The sequence below is a fragment of the Cupriavidus sp. P-10 genome, assembly GCF_003402535.2.
Lineage (GTDB): Bacteria > Pseudomonadota > Gammaproteobacteria > Burkholderiales > Burkholderiaceae > Cupriavidus.
In genome coordinates this window covers 2,627,636-2,645,010 of record NZ_AP025170.1, presented here as the reverse complement: position 1 = coordinate 2,645,010, position 17,375 = coordinate 2,627,636, and the positions used below count along the sequence as shown (strand labels likewise).

The 17,375-nt window shown below is 67.6% G+C and carries 16 protein-coding genes; 8 read left to right on the top strand and 8 right to left on the bottom strand.

The genetic code is table 11. The features are described from left to right. Positions 1-5: 5 nt before the first annotated feature. Positions 6-467, bottom strand: coding sequence for a tripartite tricarboxylate transporter TctB family protein (locus tag CTP10_RS12165; RefSeq protein ID WP_116320836.1), 462 nt, complete (start codon positions 465-467; stop codon positions 6-8). A 376-nt stretch (positions 468-843) separates the two neighbouring features. On the opposite strand from CTP10_RS12165, the gene CTP10_RS12160 reads away from it, so the two are divergent. After that, positions 844-2,625, top strand: a complete 1,782-nt coding sequence (locus CTP10_RS12160; RefSeq protein WP_116320837.1) for a potassium/proton antiporter — start codon at positions 844-846, stop codon at positions 2,623-2,625. 113 nt (positions 2,626-2,738) lie between these two features. Here CTP10_RS12160 and CTP10_RS12155 read toward each other — a convergent pair whose 3' ends face one another. From CTP10_RS12155 to CTP10_RS12145, 3 genes are all read right to left on the bottom strand, one after another. Next, positions 2,739-3,737, bottom strand: coding sequence for a tripartite tricarboxylate transporter substrate binding protein (locus tag CTP10_RS12155; protein WP_116320838.1), 999 nt, complete (start codon positions 3,735-3,737; stop codon positions 2,739-2,741). 37 nt (positions 3,738-3,774) lie between these two features. Further along, on the bottom strand, positions 3,775-4,230 hold the full coding sequence (locus tag CTP10_RS12150) for a DUF2214 family protein (RefSeq protein ID WP_116320839.1): 456 nt from the start codon (positions 4,228-4,230) through the stop codon (positions 3,775-3,777). Positions 4,231-4,364: 134 nt separating this feature from the next. Next, positions 4,365-5,585, bottom strand: a complete 1,221-nt coding sequence (locus CTP10_RS12145; RefSeq protein ID WP_116320840.1) for a CaiB/BaiF CoA transferase family protein — start codon at positions 5,583-5,585, stop codon at positions 4,365-4,367. Positions 5,586-5,880: 295 nt separating this feature from the next. Here CTP10_RS12145 and alaS point away from each other — a divergent pair, with 295 nt between their 5' ends. Further along, the gene (gene alaS, locus CTP10_RS12140) at positions 5,881-8,505 is read left to right on the top strand and encodes an alanine--tRNA ligase (RefSeq protein ID WP_116320841.1); all 2,625 of its coding nucleotides are present in this window, start codon (positions 5,881-5,883) and stop codon (positions 8,503-8,505) included. 62 nt (positions 8,506-8,567) lie between these two features. Here alaS and CTP10_RS12135 read toward each other — a convergent pair whose 3' ends face one another. The 3 genes from CTP10_RS12135 to CTP10_RS12125 all read right to left on the bottom strand — a co-directional run bounded on the left by CTP10_RS12135 (position 8,568) and on the right by CTP10_RS12125 (position 11,848). After that, positions 8,568-9,338, bottom strand: a complete 771-nt coding sequence (locus CTP10_RS12135; RefSeq protein ID WP_116320842.1) for a slipin family protein — start codon at positions 9,336-9,338, stop codon at positions 8,568-8,570. A gap of 2 nt (positions 9,339-9,340) precedes the next feature. Then, positions 9,341-10,825 carry an NfeD family protein gene (locus CTP10_RS12130; protein WP_116320843.1) on the bottom strand — a complete coding sequence of 495 codons (1,485 nt, stop codon included), beginning with the start codon at positions 10,823-10,825 and terminating at the stop codon, positions 9,341-9,343. A gap of 126 nt (positions 10,826-10,951) precedes the next feature. Next, positions 10,952-11,848 carry a LysR family transcriptional regulator gene (locus CTP10_RS12125; protein WP_116320844.1) on the bottom strand — a complete coding sequence of 299 codons (897 nt, stop codon included), beginning with the start codon at positions 11,846-11,848 and terminating at the stop codon, positions 10,952-10,954. A gap of 141 nt (positions 11,849-11,989) precedes the next feature. Between CTP10_RS12125 and CTP10_RS12120 the strand changes: the two genes are divergently transcribed. The 6 genes from CTP10_RS12120 (at position 11,990) to CTP10_RS12095 (ending at position 16,419) form a co-directional block, all read left to right on the top strand. After that, positions 11,990-13,261: a YbfB/YjiJ family MFS transporter gene (locus tag CTP10_RS12120; protein WP_116320845.1), complete on the top strand. Its 1,272-nt coding sequence runs from the start codon at positions 11,990-11,992 to the stop codon at positions 13,259-13,261. A 139-nt stretch (positions 13,262-13,400) separates the two neighbouring features. Next, the gene (locus CTP10_RS12115) at positions 13,401-14,177 is read left to right on the top strand and encodes a class II aldolase/adducin family protein (RefSeq protein WP_116320846.1); all 777 of its coding nucleotides are present in this window, start codon (positions 13,401-13,403) and stop codon (positions 14,175-14,177) included. 54 nt (positions 14,178-14,231) lie between these two features. Then, the gene (locus CTP10_RS12110) at positions 14,232-14,420 is read left to right on the top strand and encodes a 4-oxalocrotonate tautomerase (protein ID WP_029045525.1); all 189 of its coding nucleotides are present in this window, start codon (positions 14,232-14,234) and stop codon (positions 14,418-14,420) included. Positions 14,421-14,484: 64 nt separating this feature from the next. Beyond that, positions 14,485-15,528, top strand: coding sequence for a threonine aldolase family protein (locus tag CTP10_RS12105; RefSeq protein WP_116320847.1), 1,044 nt, complete (start codon positions 14,485-14,487; stop codon positions 15,526-15,528). Positions 15,529-15,578: 50 nt separating this feature from the next. Beyond that, a complete protein-coding gene (locus CTP10_RS12100; RefSeq protein ID WP_116320848.1) occupies positions 15,579-16,163 on the top strand; it encodes an NUDIX domain-containing protein in 585 nt (194 codons plus the stop codon). A 28-nt stretch (positions 16,164-16,191) separates the two neighbouring features. Then, on the top strand, positions 16,192-16,419 hold the full coding sequence (locus CTP10_RS12095) for a sulfurtransferase TusA family protein (RefSeq protein ID WP_029045528.1): 228 nt from the start codon (positions 16,192-16,194) through the stop codon (positions 16,417-16,419). Between the two features lie 63 nt (positions 16,420-16,482). On the opposite strand, the gene galU is transcribed toward CTP10_RS12095, so the two are convergent. Continuing rightward, complete coding sequence (gene galU / locus CTP10_RS12090) at positions 16,483-17,373, bottom strand: UTP--glucose-1-phosphate uridylyltransferase GalU (RefSeq protein ID WP_116320849.1); 891 nt, start codon at positions 17,371-17,373, stop codon at positions 16,483-16,485. Positions 17,374-17,375 lie beyond the last annotated feature (2 nt).

Genomic DNA, 17,375 nt, shown 5'->3' with positions numbered 1-17,375 from the left:
GCTCCTTAGCTTGCCAGGAAAGCCGGCCACACCGGCATCTGCAGGTTGATCCCGTACACGAACGCGCCCAGGCTGATCAGCACCAGGATGATGGCGTTCAGGATGGCACCCTTCCAGCTGAACTCGTGGCTGGCCATTGACGACACCAGTACCAGCACCAGCACCGACAGCACCATGCCCAGCGGCTTGAGCAGCAGGCCGAACAGCACCACCGAGCCGAGGATCCACAGCAGCGTCTTGATATCCCAGCGGGCCAGCTGATCCTCTTCCATCTTGGAAGACAGCGAGCCTGCCAGCACCAGCACGCCCAGCAGGGCGAGCACGATGCCGAGCCAGAACGGGAAGTATCCCGGTCCCATTTTTGCGGCGGTTCCCATGGAATAGCCGCGGGCGACCCAGGAAAAGCCGAATCCGACCAGGATGAACATCAGGCCGGAGGCAAAGTCCTTTTGGCTACGTATGCGCAAAGTGAATCTCCTCGTTAAGACGCTTGAAATCTGCGGTTGACCCTTTGTTGCATCGCATCAATGCGGTCTGCAGCGAAGGGCCCTCCTGCGGGGCAGGGTGGAAGTTAAGGGGGCGACCTTTCAGCTACCTTTCAGATGTCTGCAAACAGGGTCATGGTTCGGGTATCCCCTAGTGAGATGGCGCTTAAAAGGGCACTGGCGCATTCCGCAAATCCAGTCTGGAGGCGGGCTGGCGGGCGAGGCGGCAGGCGTGCTGCGCTATCATCCGGTGCAGTTCGCGCATCCTGAAGCGGCCTCTCGCGGGGTCGCCGGCCTGAAAGCCCTGTAAGGTTTGAAAGGTTGCGGCAAGGAACCTCAACGTGACGCAAGGAGCAGCTTGGAGAGCATCGACCACGTCATCCTGATCGGCGGCATCGTGATGTCGCTCGGCATCGTGCTGGGGGCGTTCTCGGCACGCTTCGGCGTGCCGTTCCTGCTCGTGTTCCTGGCCGTCGGCATGCTGGCCGGCGTGGACGGCCCCGGCGGCATCCGCTTCAACGACACCTGGCTCAGTTTCCTGGTCGGCAACCTGGCGCTGGCGGTAATCCTGCTCGACGGCGGCCTGCGTACGCGCTTTGCGACCTTCCGGGTCGCGCTCAAGCCGTCGCTGTCGCTGGCGACCGTGGGCGTGCTGGCCACGGCCGCGCTGGTGGGCGTGTTTGCGTCATGGCTGCTCGGTATCGACTGGCGGCTCGGGCTGCTGCTTGGCGCCATCGTCGGCTCGACCGATGCGGCCGCGGTCTTCTCGATGCTGCACAGCAGCGGCATCCGGCTCAAGGACCGGGTCGCCAGCGTGCTGGAGATCGAGTCCGGCATCAACGACCCGATGGCGATCTTCCTGACGCTGACGCTGATCGAATGGCTGACCGCCCCCGGCGGGCTGACGCCGCTGGGGCTGGCGACGCGGCTGCTGGTGCAGTTCGGGGTGGGCGGCGCGCTCGGGCTGGGGCTGGGATACTGCCTGGCCCTTGTGCTGGAGCGCATCCACGTGGCCGAAGGGCTGCAGGCGATCCTGCTGTGCGCGGGCGGGGCGATGGTGTTCGCGCTGGTGCAGACCGCCGGTGGCAGCGGCTTTCTGGCGGTGTACCTGACCGGCATGCTGATCGGCAACCGCGAGCGCGCGGTCACCGCCGACACCATGCGCGCGATGGACGGCATGGCCTGGCTGGCGCAGTCGGCGATGTTCCTGCTGCTGGGCCTGCTGGTAGCGCCGCACCGGATCTGGGAAGTGGCCGGGCCCGCGGTGGCGGTCGCCGCCTTCCTGATGCTGGTGGCGCGGCCGGTGGCAGTATGGATCGCGCTGCTGCCGTTCCGCTTCAATTCGCGCGAAAAGGGCTTTATCGCGTGGATGGGCTTGCGCGGCGCCGTGCCGATCGTGCTGGCGCTGTTCCCGCTGCTGCGCGAGGTGCCCGAGGCAGGCCTGCTGTTCCGCATTGCCTTTGCCGTGGTGCTGGCCAGCCTGCTGTTCCAGGGCACTACCGTTTCGGTCGCGGCGCGGCTGGCGCGCGTGCGCCGGCCCGGTTATCCGGAACCGGTGGCGCGTTCGCGGCTGCGCGGCACGCTTGCGCCGATCCTGGAAGTCATGCAGTTCTGCGTGGGCCCGAATGCGCCCGTGGAAAACGTACGCGCCGACCAGCTCGAGCTGCCGCCGCGCAGCCGCCTGCTGACCGTGGCGCGCGACGACGCGCTGGCCGACCCGGGCCAGACCGTCTTGCGCGCCGGCGACGCGGTCTGCGTGCTGGCGCCGACCACCACATTGCCGATGCTGTCGGCGCTGTTCCAGACCCCGGGCCGGGCGCCTACCTGGGAAGAGGTGTCGCACGATTTCCTGCTGTCAGGCGATGCGCCGCTGCGGGACGTGGCGGCGCTCTATGGCACGCGCGAACTGACGCCCGAGGAAGCACCGCTGACGCTGGAAACGGCGATGCAGCGCGTGTTCACGTCGCCGCCGGTGGAAGGCGACAGCGTCGAGATCGCCGGGGTGCCGCTGACGGTAACGCGGATGGAGGGAGCGGAGATCGTGCAGGTGGGATTGCTGCTGCCGCGGCTGGAGGGGGATTCCGGCGGGAAACTGTGGGTGCGGCGGCGCAGGGGCGACGAGAGCCGCGATCGCGTGTAATTGTTCCGGTTTTCTCTCCTCTCCCGCCCGCGGGAGAGGGAGAACACCTTGCTTTGGCTAGCTCGCGCGGCTTGGGAGCACCCGAAAACCGTTGGGGCTGCGAGCGCCTGTCTTCAGTCGACCTTCGCCCCTGACACCTTCACGATCTGCGCGTACTTCTTCAGTTCCTTCTGGATCAACGCCGCGAACTGCTCCGGCGTGGTCGGCGCGGGCTGGGCGCCGATGCGGGCCAGGCGTGCCTTCATGTCATCCGTCTTCAGGATCGCCACGATCTCGTGGTTCAGCTTGTCCACGATCTCGCGCGGCGTATTGGCCGGCGCGAACACGCCGAACCACGTCGAGATATCGAAGCCTTCCAGCCCCAGCCCCTTGCCGGCCTCGGCAATGGCCGGCAGCTCGGGGAACGCCGCCGCGCGGCTGGCGGTGGTCACGGCGAAGGCCTTGAGCTTGCCCGCCTTGATATTGGCCGACGCCGAAGCCAGGTTGTCGAAGATCAGGTCGGTCTGGCCCGACAGTACCGACAACTGCGCGGGCGACGCGCCGTTGTACGGGATATGGACCATGCTGATTTTCGCCATGCTCTTGAACAGCTCGCCCGACAGGTGACCGGCGCTGCCGTTGCCGCCCGAGGCGTAATCCAGCCTGCCCGGGTTCTTGCGCGCATAGGCGACCAGGTCGCGCACATTGTTGATATGCAGTTCCGCGGCCTTGCCCGGGTGCATCACCAGCACGTTGGGCACGTCGGCGACCAGCGTGATCGGCGCGAAGTCCTTCACCGGGTCGTAGGGCATCTTGCTGAACAGCGTCGGGTTGATGGCATGCGTGGCCACCGCGCCCATGACGATGGTGTAGCCGTCGGCCGGCTGCTTGGCGACGTAGTCCGCGCCCAGGTTGCCGCCGGCACCCGGCTTGTTTTCCACCACCACCGGCTGGCCGAGGCTGTCGCGCAGCTTCTCGCCGATGGCGCGCGCCACGGTGTCGAGCGGCCCGCCAGCCGGGTAGGGAACCACGAAGCGGACCGGTTTGGTGGGGTAGGCGTTGGTCGCCGCCACGGCGGCGGTGGCGGGCAGCAGCGCCGCGGTCAGCGCGGCGGCAAGCAGTTTCTTCAGCATGTCTGGACTACGGAAGGATTGAAATTCTCAAGGCAACTCATCGGGCCCCGATGCCGCGCGCCATCATCACGGCGCACAGCGGCAGCAGGATCACCAGGTGCGATTCGATCATGACCCAGCGCCGCGCCGCCTTGATCTCGGACGGCGGCGGCACGTAATCGGGCAGCCGGCGCGCCTGCTTGCGCCAGCGCGAGATGGCAAAGGTCGGCGGCAGCGAGCACAGCGCGATCAGCACGAACAGGCCCACCTTGGCGTGGAACCACGGGTTGTGCAGGTAGAAATCAAGGCCCTTGGCGCCGTAGAACAGGCGCAGCAGGCCGGTGCCAAGCACCACCATCGCGGACAGGAAATAGAACAGGTCGTACAGCGACAGGCGCCGCACCGTGGCTGGAGTCAGGTCGGGGCGCAGCACCACGGCCTCGGCGGCCATCAGCGTGATCAGGACAAAGATCGCAAGGAAATGCAGGAAGGCCAGGATGGCATCGGTCAGCATGGGTTCTCCTTTGCTTTGCGCGGGCCCGCGCTGGCGCGCCGGTCCGTCGAAAGTGCTTCAGTGGGGACTGAACTTCCGGGAAAGCACCGGCGGCGCGCCTGGACCATCCGGCCGCCGCCGGCAGGAGGAGAATCTTACAGCACACCCTTTGCGCGCAGTGCCGCAATCTGCTCGGCGCTGTAGCCGAGCGCGTCGGCCAGCACCGTGTCGGTGTGCTCGCCCAGCAGCGGCGGGTGGCGCAGCGCCTGCGGCGGCGTTGCGCTCATCTTGATCGGGCTGCCGACCAGCTTGACCTCGCCGGCACTCGGGTGCGGCAGGTCCACGCGCAGGCCGCGCGCCTTGACCTGGTCGTCCTCGAACACGTCGTCGAGCGTGTTGATCGGGCCGCACGGCACGCCCGCGGCTTCCAGGTCGCGGATCCACTGGGCCCGGGTGCGCGGGCGCACCATCTCGGCCAGGATAGGGACCAGGATGTCGCGGTTGGCGACGCGCTGCGGGTTCCTGGCAAAGCGCGGGTCGTCGGCCAGCTCGGGCTTGCCGCCGTCGGTGACGAACTTGCGGAACTGCCCGTCATTGCCTACCGCCACGATCAGCCAGCCGTCTGCCGCCTGGAAGGTCTGGTAGGGAACGATGTTCGGATGCGCGTTGCCCCAGCGGCGCGGCGCCTCGCTGCTGGCCAGGTAATTGGTGTTCATGTTGGCCAGCATCGCCACTTGCACGTCGAGCAGCGCCATGTCGATGTACTGGCCCTCGCCGGTGCGGTCGCGGTGCGCCAGCGCCGCCAGCACGGCAATGGTGGCGTACTGGCCGGTCATCAGGTCGGAGATGGCCACACCGGCCTTTTGCGGGCCGCCGCCGGGCAGGTCGTCGCGCTCGCCGGTCAGGCTCATGAAGCCGCCCATGCCCTGGATGATGAAGTCATAGCCGGGGCGCGCGGCGTACGGGCCGGTCTGGCCGAATCCGGTGACCGAGCAGTAGATCAGGTCGGGCTTGACCTGCTTCAGGGAGTCGTAGTCCAGGCCATATTTCTTCAGCTGGCCGACCTTGTAGTTCTCCAGCACCACGTCGCTCTGCGCGGCCAGGTCGCGCACGATCTGCTGGCCTTCGGGCGTGCTGATGTCGCAGGTGACCGAGCGCTTGTTGCGGTTGGCGGCCAGGTAGTAGGCGGCCTCGGCGGTGTCGCGGCCGTCTTCGTCCTTGAGCCAGGGCGGGCCCCAGGTGCGGGTGTCGTCGCCGGCGCCGGGGCGCTCGATCTTGATCACATCGGCGCCGAAGTCGGCTAGGTTCTGGGCGCACCATGGCCCGGCGAGGACGCGGGTCAGGTCGAGGACGCGGAGATGGCTTAAAGCTCCCATGGCGATAGGCGAAGGCTGAGAAATGCTGGGGGAAGAATCGGAAATCCGGCTGTCGGCGCTGCATCGCGTGGGGGCCGGCGCGGGTTGCCTGCACTCTACCACCCGGGACCGGCAAGGCGGGGTGAGGGGTGATTCATGAGGCTCTTATTGGTGTTCGATTTGGGCGATAGCCGGCCGGTCCCGTGACGCCGCGCCCGGTGTGCCTTGCGGGCTGGCTTGCCCGTATAATCAACGGTTTGCAAATCCAACATCATTCGTCGCGCCCTGCCACGCAGCGGCAAGCGTCCGCCATCCCATGAAAGTCTCAGACATTCGCAGCAAGTTCCTGCAGTTCTTCGAATCGAAGGGCCATACCGTGGTCCGCTCGTCCAGCCTGGTGCCGGCGAACGACCCGACGCTGCTGTTCACCAATTCCGGCATGGTGCAGTTCAAGGACGTGTTCCTGGGCACCGACAAGCGCCCGTACACCCGCGCGACCTCGTCGCAGCGTTCGGTGCGCGCCGGCGGCAAGCACAATGACCTGGAGAACGTGGGCTACACCGCGCGCCACCACACGTTCTTCGAAATGCTGGGCAATTTCTCGTTTGGCGACTACTTCAAGCGCGAAGCCATCCAGTACGCCTGGGAACTGCTGACCAAGACTTACCAGTTGCCGGCCGAGAAGCTGTGGGTGACGGTCTACGCGGAAGACGACGAAGCCTACGACATCTGGGCCAAGGAAGTGGGTGTGCCGACCGATCGCATCGTGCGCATCGGCGACAACAAGGGCGCGCGCTACGCCTCGGACAACTTCTGGCAGATGGCCGATACCGGCCCGTGCGGCCCGTGCTCGGAAATCTTCTACGACCACGGCCCGGACGTGTGGGGCGGCCCGCCGGGATCGCCGGAGGAAGACGGCGACCGCTACATCGAGATCTGGAACCTGGTGTTCATGCAGTTCAACCGCGACGAGCAGGGCAACATGACGCCGCTGCCCAAGCCGTGCGTGGACACCGGCATGGGCCTGGAGCGGATTGCCGCGGTGCTGCAGCACGTGCACAGCAACTATGAGATCGACCTGTTCCAGGCACTGATCAAGGCCGCCGCGCGCGAGACCCATATCGACAACCTGAACCAGAACTCGCTGAAGGTCATCGCCGACCATATCCGCGCGTGCTCGTTCCTGATCGTCGACGGCGTGATCCCCGGCAACGAAGGCCGCGGCTACGTGCTGCGCCGCATCGTGCGCCGCGCCATCCGCCACGGCTACAAGCTGGGCCAGAAGACCCCGTTCTTTCACAAGCTGGTGCCGGACCTGGTCGCGCAGATGGGCGAAGCCTATCCGGAACTGGCCGAAGCCCAGTCGCGCGTGGTCGAAGTGCTGAAGGCCGAGGAAGAACGCTTCTTCGAGACCATCGAGAACGGCATGTCGATCCTGGACGCCGCGCTGGCCGACCTGAAGCTCAAGGGCGGCAAGACGCTGGACGGCGAACTGGCGTTCAAGCTGCACGACACCTTCGGCTTCCCGCTGGACCTGACGCAGGACGTGTGCCGCGAGCAGGAAATCGCGGTGGACGAGGCCGCCTTCGACGCCGCCATGAACCGCCAGCGCGAGCAGGCTCGCGCCGCCGGCAAGTTCAAGATGGCCGCCGGCCTGGAGTACACGGGCGACAAGACCGTGTTCCACGGTTACGAAAAGCTGGAGCTGCCGCAGGCCAAGGTCACCGCGCTGTATGTGGATGGCGCGTCGGTCGATGCCATGCAGCCCGGCCAGACCGGCGTGGTGGTGCTGGACAACACGCCGTTCTACGCCGAGTCGGGCGGCCAGGCTGGCGACCAGGGCGTGCTGAAGGCCGGCAATGCTGCATTCGTGGTTGCCGACACCACCAAGGTCCAGGCCGACGTGTTCGGCCACCAGGGCACGCTGGAAGGCGGCGCGCTGAAGGTGGGCGACGCCGTGTCGGCGCAGGTCGACGCGCAGCGCCGCGCGCGCACCGTGCGTAACCACTCGGCCACCCACCTGATGCACAAGGCGCTGCGCGAGGTGCTGGGCACGCACGTGCAGCAGAAGGGCTCGCTGGTGGATGCGGACAAGACCCGCTTTGACTTCTCGCACAACGCCGCGCTGACGGAAGACCAGATCCGCCGGGTGGAAGAGATCGTCAACGCCGAGATCCTGCGCAACGACGATACGCACGCCGAAATCATGCCGTTCGACGATGCCGTCAAGAGCGGCGCGATGGCGCTGTTCGGCGAGAAGTACGCCGACGACGTGCGCGTACTGTCGATCGGCACCTCGAAGGAACTGTGCGGCGGCACCCACGTGCACCGCACCGGCGATATCGGCCTGTTCAAGATCGTGGTGGAAGGCGGCGTCGCTGCCGGCATCCGCCGCGTGGAAGCGATCACCGGCGATAACGCTCTGCACTACCTGCAGAGCCTCGATGCCAAGCTGAACGAAGCCGCTGCCGTGCTGAAGGCGCAGCCGTCCGAACTGGTGCCGCGTATCGGCCAGGTGCAGGAGCAGGTACGCGCGCTGGAGAAGGAGCTGGAGCGCCTGAAGAGCAAGCTGGCGGCGTCGCAGGGCGATGAGCTGGCGGCGCAGGCAGTCGACGTGAAGGGCCTGAAGGTGCTGGCTGCCCAGCTCGACGGCGCCGACGTCAAGACGCTGCGCGAGACCATGGACAAGCTCAAGGACAAGCTGCAGAGCGCGGCCATCGTGCTGGCGGCCGTGGCCGACGGCAAGGTCAGCCTGATCGCCGGTGTGACCGCCGATGCGACCGGCAAGGTCAAGGCCGGCGAACTGGTCAACTTTGTCGCCCAGCAGGTGGGTGGCAAGGGCGGCGGCCGTCCGGACATGGCGCAGGCTGGCGGCACCGAGCCGGCCAAGCTGCCGCAGGCGCTGGCGGGTGTCAGCGAGTGGGTGGCGGGCAAGGTCTGATCGGCTGAGGGGGGGCAACCCCCGCCAACAGCACTCCCTCAATGGCGCTTCGGCGCCATTTTCTATGGGCGATCCTCGCCGCTGGTCGGCTTGCCGGCCAGCCGGGTGAGAATGTCGATCGGCAGCGGAAAAACGATGGTCGAACTCTTGTCGCCGGCGATCTGCGTCAAGGTTTGCAGGTAGCGCAGCTGCATGGCCTGCGGCTCGCGCGCCAGCATCTGGGCGGCTTCGAGCAGCTTCACCGAAGCCTGCAGTTCGCCCTCGGCATGGATCACCTTGGCGCGCCGCTCGCGTTCCGCCTCGGCCTGCCGCGCAATCGCGCGAATCATGGTCTCGTTCAGGTCGACATGCTTGATCTCGACGTTTGAAACCTTGATGCCCCAACCGTCGGTCTGCGCGTCCAGCGCTTGCTGGATGTCGAGGTTCAGCTTCTCGCGCTCGGCCAGCATTTCATCCAGTTCGTGCTTGCCCAAGACCGAGCGCAGCGTGGTCTGCGCCAGCTGGCTGGTGGCTTCGAGAAAGTTAGCGACCTGGATGATGGCGCGTTCCGGGTCCACCACGCGGAAGTACACCACCGCATTTACCTTGACCGAGACGTTGTCGCGCGAGATGACGTCTTGTGGCGGCACATCCATCACCACCGTGCGCAGGTCCACCCGCACCATCTGCTGCACGGCCGGGATGAGCAGCACCAGTCCCGGACCCTTGACCCGCCAGAAGCGTCCGAGCATGAACACCACGCCGCGTTCGTACTCGCGCAGCACGCGGAACGACATGATGACGAGCAGTGCCAGCAGGAAGATGAAACCGCCGAAGCTGATTCCGAATGCCATGGTCAGGCTCCCTTGTCTGGAGTCGGTTGGGGTGGAGTCGTTGAGCAGGGCGGGGCGCTACCGGCGGGGATCACGTCGAGCAGCAGGCCGTGGCGCGCGGTGACCACCACCGGCGTGCCGCGCGCCAGCGGGCTGGCGCTGCGCACGCGCCAGTTCTCGCCGCGCACCATGGCCCAGCCTTCATCGCGCAGGTCGTCGAGCAGTTCGCCGCGGCTGCCGACCAGCGTGTCGGCGCCGCTGACCACCGGCCGCCTGCGCGAGCGCACCAGCAGCGCCGACATGCCGAATACGAAGAACGCGGACATCGCCGACAGCGCCGCCACCATCGACAGCGGCACGCCGAAGCCCGGCACGTCGGTGTCGATCAGCATCACCGCGCCGAAGGCAAAGGCGATGATGCCGCCCACGCCGAGCGCGCCGAAGGTCGGCAGGAACAGCTCCGCCACCATGCAGCCGATACCCAGCACCACCAGCGCCAGCCCGGCGTAGTTGACCGGCAGCATATGCAGCGCGAACAACGCCAGCAGCAGGCAGATCGCGCCGACGATGCCGGGCACCACCATGCCCGGAGTGGAGAACTCGAAGATCAGCGCGTAGATGCCGATCATCATCAGCATCAGCGCCACGCTGGGCTCGGTGATCACGGCCAGGAAGCGGTTGCGCCAGTCAGGTTCCAGCGTCACCACCGGGGCATCGCGCGTGCGCAGTTCGCTGGTCTTGCCGCCGGCGGTGGCCAGCTTGCGGCCTTCGACCTGGCGCAGCAGCGCCGGCAGGTCTGGCGCGACCACGTCGATCACCTTCTGGGCCAGGGCTTCGTCGGCCGACAGGCTGACGGCTTCGCGCACGGCGCGCTCGGCCCATTCGGCATTGCGCCCGCGCAACTGGGCCAGGCCGCGGATATAGGCCGAGGCATCGTGCATCTGCTTGCGGGCCATGGTGTCGGCCGCGGCCGGTTCGCTGGCGGGAGACGAGGCCGGCGTCGCGCCCGGCAGGGCGTCCGGCTTCTGTGGCCCGCCGATGCCGATCTGCACCGGGCTGGCCGCGCCCAGGTTGGTACCCGGCGCCATCGCCGCGACGTGGCTGGCGTAGAGGATGTAGGTGCCCGCGCTGGCCGCGCGGGCGCCGCCCGGATAGACATAGGTGGCCACCGGGACCGGCGAGGCCAGGATGGCCTGGATGATCTCGCGCATCGATGCGTCGAGCCCGCCCGGCGTGTCCATTTCCAGCACCACCAGTTGCGCGCCGGCTTCGCGGGCGCGCGCCATGCTGCGCAGGATAAAGCTGGCGCTGGCCGGGCTGACCGCGCCCTTGAGCGGGATCACGTAGACCGGCGCGGTGGCCGTGGCGGCAGGCGCGGAGGCGGGGGCGGACGCGGGTGCGGCGCGGGCATGCAGGGCAGCGAAGCCGATGGCCAGTGCAGCGCTGCATGCCAGCACCAGGCCGGCCAGCAGCCGAATCGCCCGCATGGACGCGGTGGCAGGTTTCATCGCAAGGGCGGGGCACGCAAGGTGCCGGGGTGGCGCCACTTTCAGTGTAGGCCACCGGCCACATCTTGCATGCCGGCAATGCATGCCGGATGCATGCTGCGACAGCCGGCCGCCGCCGGCCGTCGTTCAGGCGGCGACGAGTTCGGCCTCGCCCTGCGGCCCGGGCGCGTGCGCCCGCAGCATATCGACCAGGGCATGCAGCGCGGCGCCGGCCATGGCCGGATGCCAGGCCAGCATGGTGCGCACGCGGCCCGCAAGCCCCAGGCTGTGCTGGCTGATGGCGGGCAGGTCCCGGTACAGGCCCAGCACCGAACGCGGCACGATCGCGGCGCCGATGCCGGCCGCCGCGCAGGCGACGATGGCATGGTAGGAGCCCAGCTCCAGCACGCGCGGCGGCGGCGCCGAGTCGCCGCCGGCATACCAGGCCTCGACCCGCGCGCGGTAGTTGCAGCCGGGCTCGAACGCCAGCAGCGTCGGCACTTCGAGGTCGGCGGAGGAGTGGATCGGGCGATGGCCCGCCCGCGCGATCACCACCAGTTCTTCCTCGAAGGCGGGAATGGCCGCCAGTCCCGGCTCGGCAAGCGGCTCGGCGACAAAGGCGCAATCGACCTCGAAGCGCGCCAGCGCATCGAGCGCCTGCCGCGTCGCCAGCGTTACCAGTTCCAGCTGCACCTCGGGCCACGCCTGGTGATACGCCGCCAGCACATTGGGCAACCTGCTGGCGGCGGTGCTTTCCATCGAGGCGATGCGCAGGCGGCCACTGGGACGTGCCGGCAGCACGGCCTGGCGCGCTTCTTCGGTCAGCTGCAGGATGCGGCAGGCGTAGTCGAACAGCGTCTGTCCCGCCGGCGTCAGCACCATGCGCCGGCCATCGCGCACGAACAGCTCGACACCGAGCGACTGCTCCAGCTGGCGGATGCGCGTGGTGACGTTGGATTGCACCCGGTGCAGCCGCTCGGCCGCGCGGGTGATGCCGCCGGCTTCGACGACGGCACGGAAGATTTCAAGTGCTGCAAGGTCCATGGCACCGGCTCCGGAACGTGAATCCAGGATCCATCTCGACTCAGGATGCATTGCATCTTGATAATTCATTTTTCGGGATGGTTTGCCCAGCGTAGCATACAGAGACTGCAATGCAACCGCTGCCCCACACAGCCAGAGTCAATGTCCAAGCTCCACAGCCTCGATCCCGACCAGGCCGCCGCCGACGCCGCCAGTCCGCAGCCCGCCACGCGGCCCGACCTGCGCCAGGCCGGCCCGGTGGCGGTGGCGCTGGCCGGACTGGTGTCGCTGGCGGTGGTGATGGGGGTCGGCCGCTTCGCCTTTACCCCCTTGCTGCCGATGATGCTGCACGACGGCATCGTCGACCTGCATCAGGGAGGGTGGCTGGCGACGGTCAACTACATCGGCTATTTCCTTGGCGCCGCGCTGTGCATGTTTATCCGCCCGGACGCCGTGCGCATGGTGCGCTGGGGCCTGGTGGCGACGGTGCTGCTGACGCTGGGAATGGCGCTGCCGGGCGGCATGCCGGCGTGGTCGCTGTGGCGCTTCGCCGCCGGCGTGGCCAGCGCCGTGGTGCTGGTCTATACCGCCGGCTGGTGCCTGCAGCGGCTGGCCGAACTGGGCAAGCCGGAACTGGGCGGGCTGATCTTCTGCGGGCCGGGGCTGGGCATCGTCGCCACGGGCCTGGGTGCCTCCGGCATGGTCGGCGCGGGCTGGCATGCCGACCATGGCTGGCTGGCCTTCACCGTGCTGGCCGCGGTGCTGGTGGCGCTGGTGTGGCGCATCTTCGCGGCCAGGCCGATGGCCGCGGACGCCAGCCAGGCGCCTGACGCCGCGCAGCCGGCCGGCGCCGGCGCGCGGCTTGACGCCCAGACCTGGGCCCTGACTCTGGCCTACGGCCTGGCCGGTTTTGGCTACATCATCACCGCCACCTTCCTGCCGGTGATCGCGCGCGAGGCGCTGCCGGGCACGGTCTGGGCCGACTTGTTCTGGCCGATCTTCGGCGCCGGCGTAGCGGTGGGCGCCTTGCTGGCGACGCGGGTGAGCATGGCGCACGACAGCCGCAAGCTGCTGGCGTATGCGTACGGCATGCAGGCGCTGGGTGTGGGGATTGCGGTGCTGTGGCCGACGGTGGCGGGGTTTGCGCTGAGCAGCCTGCTGACCGGCCTGCCGTTCACCGCGCTGGTGGCGTTCGCCATGCGCGAGGCCCGGCGCCTGTGGGGTCCGCACGCGCCGCGGCTGATGGGGCTGATGACCGCGTCGTACGGCCTCGGCCAGATCGCCGGGCCGCCGCTGGCGACCGCGCTGGTGGCGCGCACGGGCGGCTTCGCCAGCTCGCTGTCGTGCGCGGCGGCGTCGCTGCTGGTGGGCGCGCTGGTGTTCGCCTGGATGCGCCGCGCCTGGCCGCTGGCGCCCGCACGGAGCGGATCGTGAAGGTGCGCTACGATATTGCCTTTGCCGCCTGACGCGCCACGCATCGCGGCTGCCGCGCGTGCGCCGCAGCCGGTGGCGCAGCACAGAAGGCCGGGGCCGACCCCGGCACGCGAGACCGGGCGGCGCAGGAGCGAGCCCCATGTCTTTTGCCTTGCAGCCCGCGCGTGCCGCGGGCGCCTCCCCGCAGCCTGCCTCCGCCGAAGAGCAGCGTGTGCGCGTCGACCTTGCCGCGGCCTACCGGCTGGCCGCGCGCGAGGGCTGGGATGACCTGATCTACACCCATATCTCGGCCACCGTGCCCGGTGAGCCCGACCACTTCCTGATCAACCCGTTCGGCTTCGCCTTCGACGAGATCCGCGCCAGCGACCTGGTCAAGATCAACGGCCGCGGCGAGGTCGTCGGGGAGACGGTCCACCCGGTCAACGTCACCGGCTTCGCGCTGCATGCCGCCGTGCACGCGGCCCGCCCCGACGCGATGTGCGTGATGCACTTGCATAACACCGCCGGTATCGCGGTGTCGGCGCAGGCCGCCGGCCTGCTGCCGCTGTCGCAGCACGCGATGCGCTTTTACGGCCGCATCGCGTATCACGACTACGAGGGTCTGGCCTTCAGCCCGGCCGAAGGCGGGCGTCTGACCACGTCGTTGGGCGAGCACCCGGCCATGCTGTTGCGCAACCACGGCACGCTGACGGCCGGCCGCACCGTGGCCGAGGCCTACGTGCTGATGGCGACGCTGATCAAGGCCTGCGAGATCCAGATCGCCGCGCAGGCGGGCGGCGCGCTGGTGCAGCCGGATGAGGCGGTCGCGCACAGGACATCCGGGCAACTGTTCGACAACGGCGCGGTCGAGGGCGTGATGGAGTGGCCCGCGCTGCTGCGCAAACTCGATAGAATCGATCCTTCCTACCGGGACTGATTTCCACGTTCCCTGGCGACTTTCCAGAATACCAATCATCACAAGGAGCATTGCATGCCGACTTTCCACGTCGAAATGTTTGAAGGCCGTACCATCGATCAGAAGCGCAAGTTCGTCGAGGAAGTGACGCGCGTTACCTGCGAGACGCTGGGCTGCTCGGCTTCGGCCGTCGACATCATCATCACCGACGTCAAGCGCGAGAACTGGGCCACCGGCGGCGAACTCTGGGCCGACAAGAAGTAGTCCGCCGAGAGTAATCCGCCGAGTCCTCCCTGGCCGTCCTCGCTCGCCGTCCTGACTGAACACCATGCAGCACTTCGCCTCTGACAACTACGCCGGCTTCTGCCCGGAATCGCTCAAGTATTTCCTGGAAGCCAATGCCAGCGGCCACGAACAGGCCTATGGCGACGACAGCTGGACACAGAAGGTCTGCGACCGTATCCGCGACCTGTTCCAGACCGATTGCGAGGTGTTCTTCGTGTTCAACGGCACGGCGGCCAACTCGCTGGCGCTGTCGGCGCTGTGCCAGTCGTACCACTCTGTGATCTGCCACGAGCTGGCGCATATCGAGACCGACGAGTGCGGCGGCCCGGAGTTCTTCTCCAACGGCTCCAAGTTGCTGACCGCCCCGGGCGAGAACGGCAAGCTCACGCCCGATGCGATCGAGGCGCTGGTGACGCGCCGCTCCGATATCCATTACCCCAAGCCCAAGGTGGTGTCGCTGACGCAGTCGACCGAGGTCGGCACGGTGTACAGCGTGGAAGAGGTGCGCGCGATCGCCGCCATCGCCAAGCGCCGGCAGCTGCGCGTGCATATGGACGGCGCGCGCTTTGCCAACGCGGTGGCGTCGCTGGGCGTGCATCCGTCCGAGATCACCTGGCGTGCCGGCGTCGACGTGCTGTGCTTCGGCGGCACCAAGAACGGCTTGCCGGTGGGCGAGGCGGTGGTGTTCTTCGACCGCCGCCTGGCCGAGGATTTTGCCTACCGCGTCAAGCAGGCCGGGCAGCTGGCGTCGAAGATGCGGTTTATCTCGGCGCCGTGGCTGGGACTGCTCGAAAACGATGTGTGGCTGGCCAACGCGCGCCATGCCAATGCGATGGCGCAGTTGCTGCAGCAGCGCATTGCCGACATCCCCGGCGTGCGCATCATGTTCCCGACGCAGTCCAACGCCGTCTTTGCCGAGCTGCCGCTGCCGGCGATCGAGGCACTGCGCGCCAAAGGCTGGCGCTTCTATACCTTCATCGGCGCCGGCGGCTGCCGCTTCATGTGTTCGTGGGACCTGCAGCCGCAGACGGTGGAGGCGCTGGCCGCCGACATGCGCGCGGCCTGCGGTGCCGGAACGGGTGCCTGAACGCGGCAGCGCGATCATACTGATAACGAGACACCTACAGGAGCCCCCAAATGCAATACCGATTCTGCCCGCAGTGCGGCGCGCCGCTCGAGGTGCTGCCGCTGTCCGGGCGCGAACGCCACGCCTGCGTGCAGCATGAATGCGGCTTCGTGCACTGGAACAACCCGCTGCCGGTGCTGGCCGCGGTTGTCGAGTATGAGAACAAGCTGCTGCTGGCGCGCAATGCTGCCTGGCCGGAGAAGATGTTTGCGCTGGTGACGGGGTTCCTGGAGCGCGACGAGCCGCCCGAACTGGGCGTCGCGCGCGAGCTGAAGGAGGAGACCAACCTCGATACCGAGTCGGTCTCGCTGATCGGCGTCTACGAGTTCATGCGCAAGAACGAGCTGATCATCGCCTACCACGTGAAGGCGACCGGCACCGTCGAACTGTCCGAGGAACTGGCCGAATACAAGCTGGTGGCGCCCGAGGACGTGCGCGTGTGGTCGGCAGGCACCGGCTTCGCCGTTGCCGACTGGCTGGCCGCGCGCGGCTACCCGGTGCGCTTCTTCGACCGGCAGACCGGCGAGGACATCCCCGACCCGCGCCGCCCGCATGACTTCAGCCAGGTCGGGGCTTCGCTACAATACCGCTGGTAACAGTCCCAGAAACCGAAGGAAGAGACGAATGGAGTTCCAGAAAGAAGTGGATGCGCGCGGCCTGAACTGCCCGCTGCCGATCCTGCGCACCAAGAAGGCGCTGGCCGACATGGCCAGCGGCGAAGTGCTGAAAGTGCTGGCGACCGATCCCGGCGCGACGCGCGATTTCCAGGCCTTTGCCAAGCAGACCGGCAACGAGCTGCTGTCGCATTCGGAAGTCGACAAGGTGTTCGTGTTCTACATGCGGCGCCGCTGATCGAAGAAAAACAAAGAAAAAGCCGCTCGAAGCGGCTTTTTTCGTTTTGGGCGGAGCGATCGCTCAGCTGTTCGGTCGCGTCAGGTGCTCGCGCGACTCCAGGTACGCGCTGAACTCCGCGCCCACTTCCGGGTGCTTCAGCGCAAACTCGACGGTCGCCTTCAGGTAGCCCAGCTTGCTGCCGCAGTCATAGCGGCGGCCCTGGTAGCGGTACGCCAGTACCTGTTCCTGATTGAGCAGCGACTGGATCGCGTCGGTCAGCTGGAACTCGCCGCCCGCGCCGGGCTTCAGCTCGCGCAGGTGGTCGAAGATGCGCGGCGTCAGGATGTAGCGGCCGACCACGCCCAGGTTGGACGGGGCGTCTTCCGGCGCCGGCTTCTCAACGATGTTCGACACCTTGATCACGCCCGGTTCCCACTCGCGGCCATCGACCACGCCGTAGGAGCGGCTCTGTTCCGGCGAGATTTCCTCGACGCCCAGCACCGAGCAGTTGTAGTGGTTGTAGGTATCCACCATCTGCTTCATCACCGGCGGGCTGCCGTCGATCAGGTCGTCGGCCAGCATGATCGCGAACGGGGTGTCGCCGACCAGCTTGGCGGCGCACAGCACCGCGTGGCCCAGGCCCAGTGCCTCGGGCTGGCGCACGTAGTAGCACTCCACGTTGGCGGGCTTGATCGAGCGCACCACGTCCAGCAGGGCCTGCTTGTTCTTGGCTTCCAGCTCGACTTCCAGCTCGAAGGCCTTGTCGAAATGGTCCTCGATGGCGCGCTTGGAGCGGCCGGTGACGAAGATCATCTCGGTAATGCCGGCGGCCATGGCTTCTTCCACGGCGTACTGGATCAGCGGCTTGTCCACCACCGGCAGCATTTCCTTCGGGCTGGCCTTGGTGGCTGGCAGGAAGCGGGTGCCCAGGCCCGCGACCGGGAAGACGGCCTTGGTGACGCGATTTTCCATAT

Bases quoted from the DNA above. Each gene is read 5' to 3' on its own strand.
- CTP10_RS12095 (WP_029045528.1), top strand. From the start codon at position 16,192: ATGGAGTTCCAGAAAGAAGTGGATGCGCGCGGCCTGAACTGCCCGCTG.
- CTP10_RS12110 (WP_029045525.1), top strand. From the start codon at position 14,232: ATGCCGACTTTCCACGTCGAAATGTTTGAAGGCCGTACCATCGATCAG.
- alaS (WP_116320841.1), top strand. From the start codon at position 5,881: ATGAAAGTCTCAGACATTCGCAGCAAGTTCCTGCAGTTCTTCGAATCG.
- CTP10_RS12105 (WP_116320847.1), top strand. From the start codon at position 14,485: ATGCAGCACTTCGCCTCTGACAACTACGCCGGCTTCTGCCCGGAATCG.
- CTP10_RS12135 (WP_116320842.1), bottom strand. From the start codon at position 9,338: ATGGCATTCGGAATCAGCTTCGGCGGTTTCATCTTCCTGCTGGCACTG.
- CTP10_RS12115 (WP_116320846.1), top strand. From the start codon at position 13,401: ATGTCTTTTGCCTTGCAGCCCGCGCGTGCCGCGGGCGCCTCCCCGCAG.
- CTP10_RS12100 (WP_116320848.1), top strand. From the start codon at position 15,579: ATGCAATACCGATTCTGCCCGCAGTGCGGCGCGCCGCTCGAGGTGCTG.
- CTP10_RS12120 (WP_116320845.1), top strand. From the start codon at position 11,990: ATGTCCAAGCTCCACAGCCTCGATCCCGACCAGGCCGCCGCCGACGCC.
- CTP10_RS12155 (WP_116320838.1), bottom strand. From the start codon at position 3,737: ATGCTGAAGAAACTGCTTGCCGCCGCGCTGACCGCGGCGCTGCTGCCC.
- CTP10_RS12125 (WP_116320844.1), bottom strand. From the start codon at position 11,848: ATGGACCTTGCAGCACTTGAAATCTTCCGTGCCGTCGTCGAAGCCGGC.
- CTP10_RS12130 (WP_116320843.1), bottom strand. From the start codon at position 10,825: ATGAAACCTGCCACCGCGTCCATGCGGGCGATTCGGCTGCTGGCCGGC.
- galU (WP_116320849.1), bottom strand. From the start codon at position 17,373: ATGGAAAATCGCGTCACCAAGGCCGTCTTCCCGGTCGCGGGCCTGGGC.
- CTP10_RS12145 (WP_116320840.1), bottom strand. From the start codon at position 5,585: ATGGGAGCTTTAAGCCATCTCCGCGTCCTCGACCTGACCCGCGTCCTC.
- CTP10_RS12150 (WP_116320839.1), bottom strand. From the start codon at position 4,230: ATGCTGACCGATGCCATCCTGGCCTTCCTGCATTTCCTTGCGATCTTT.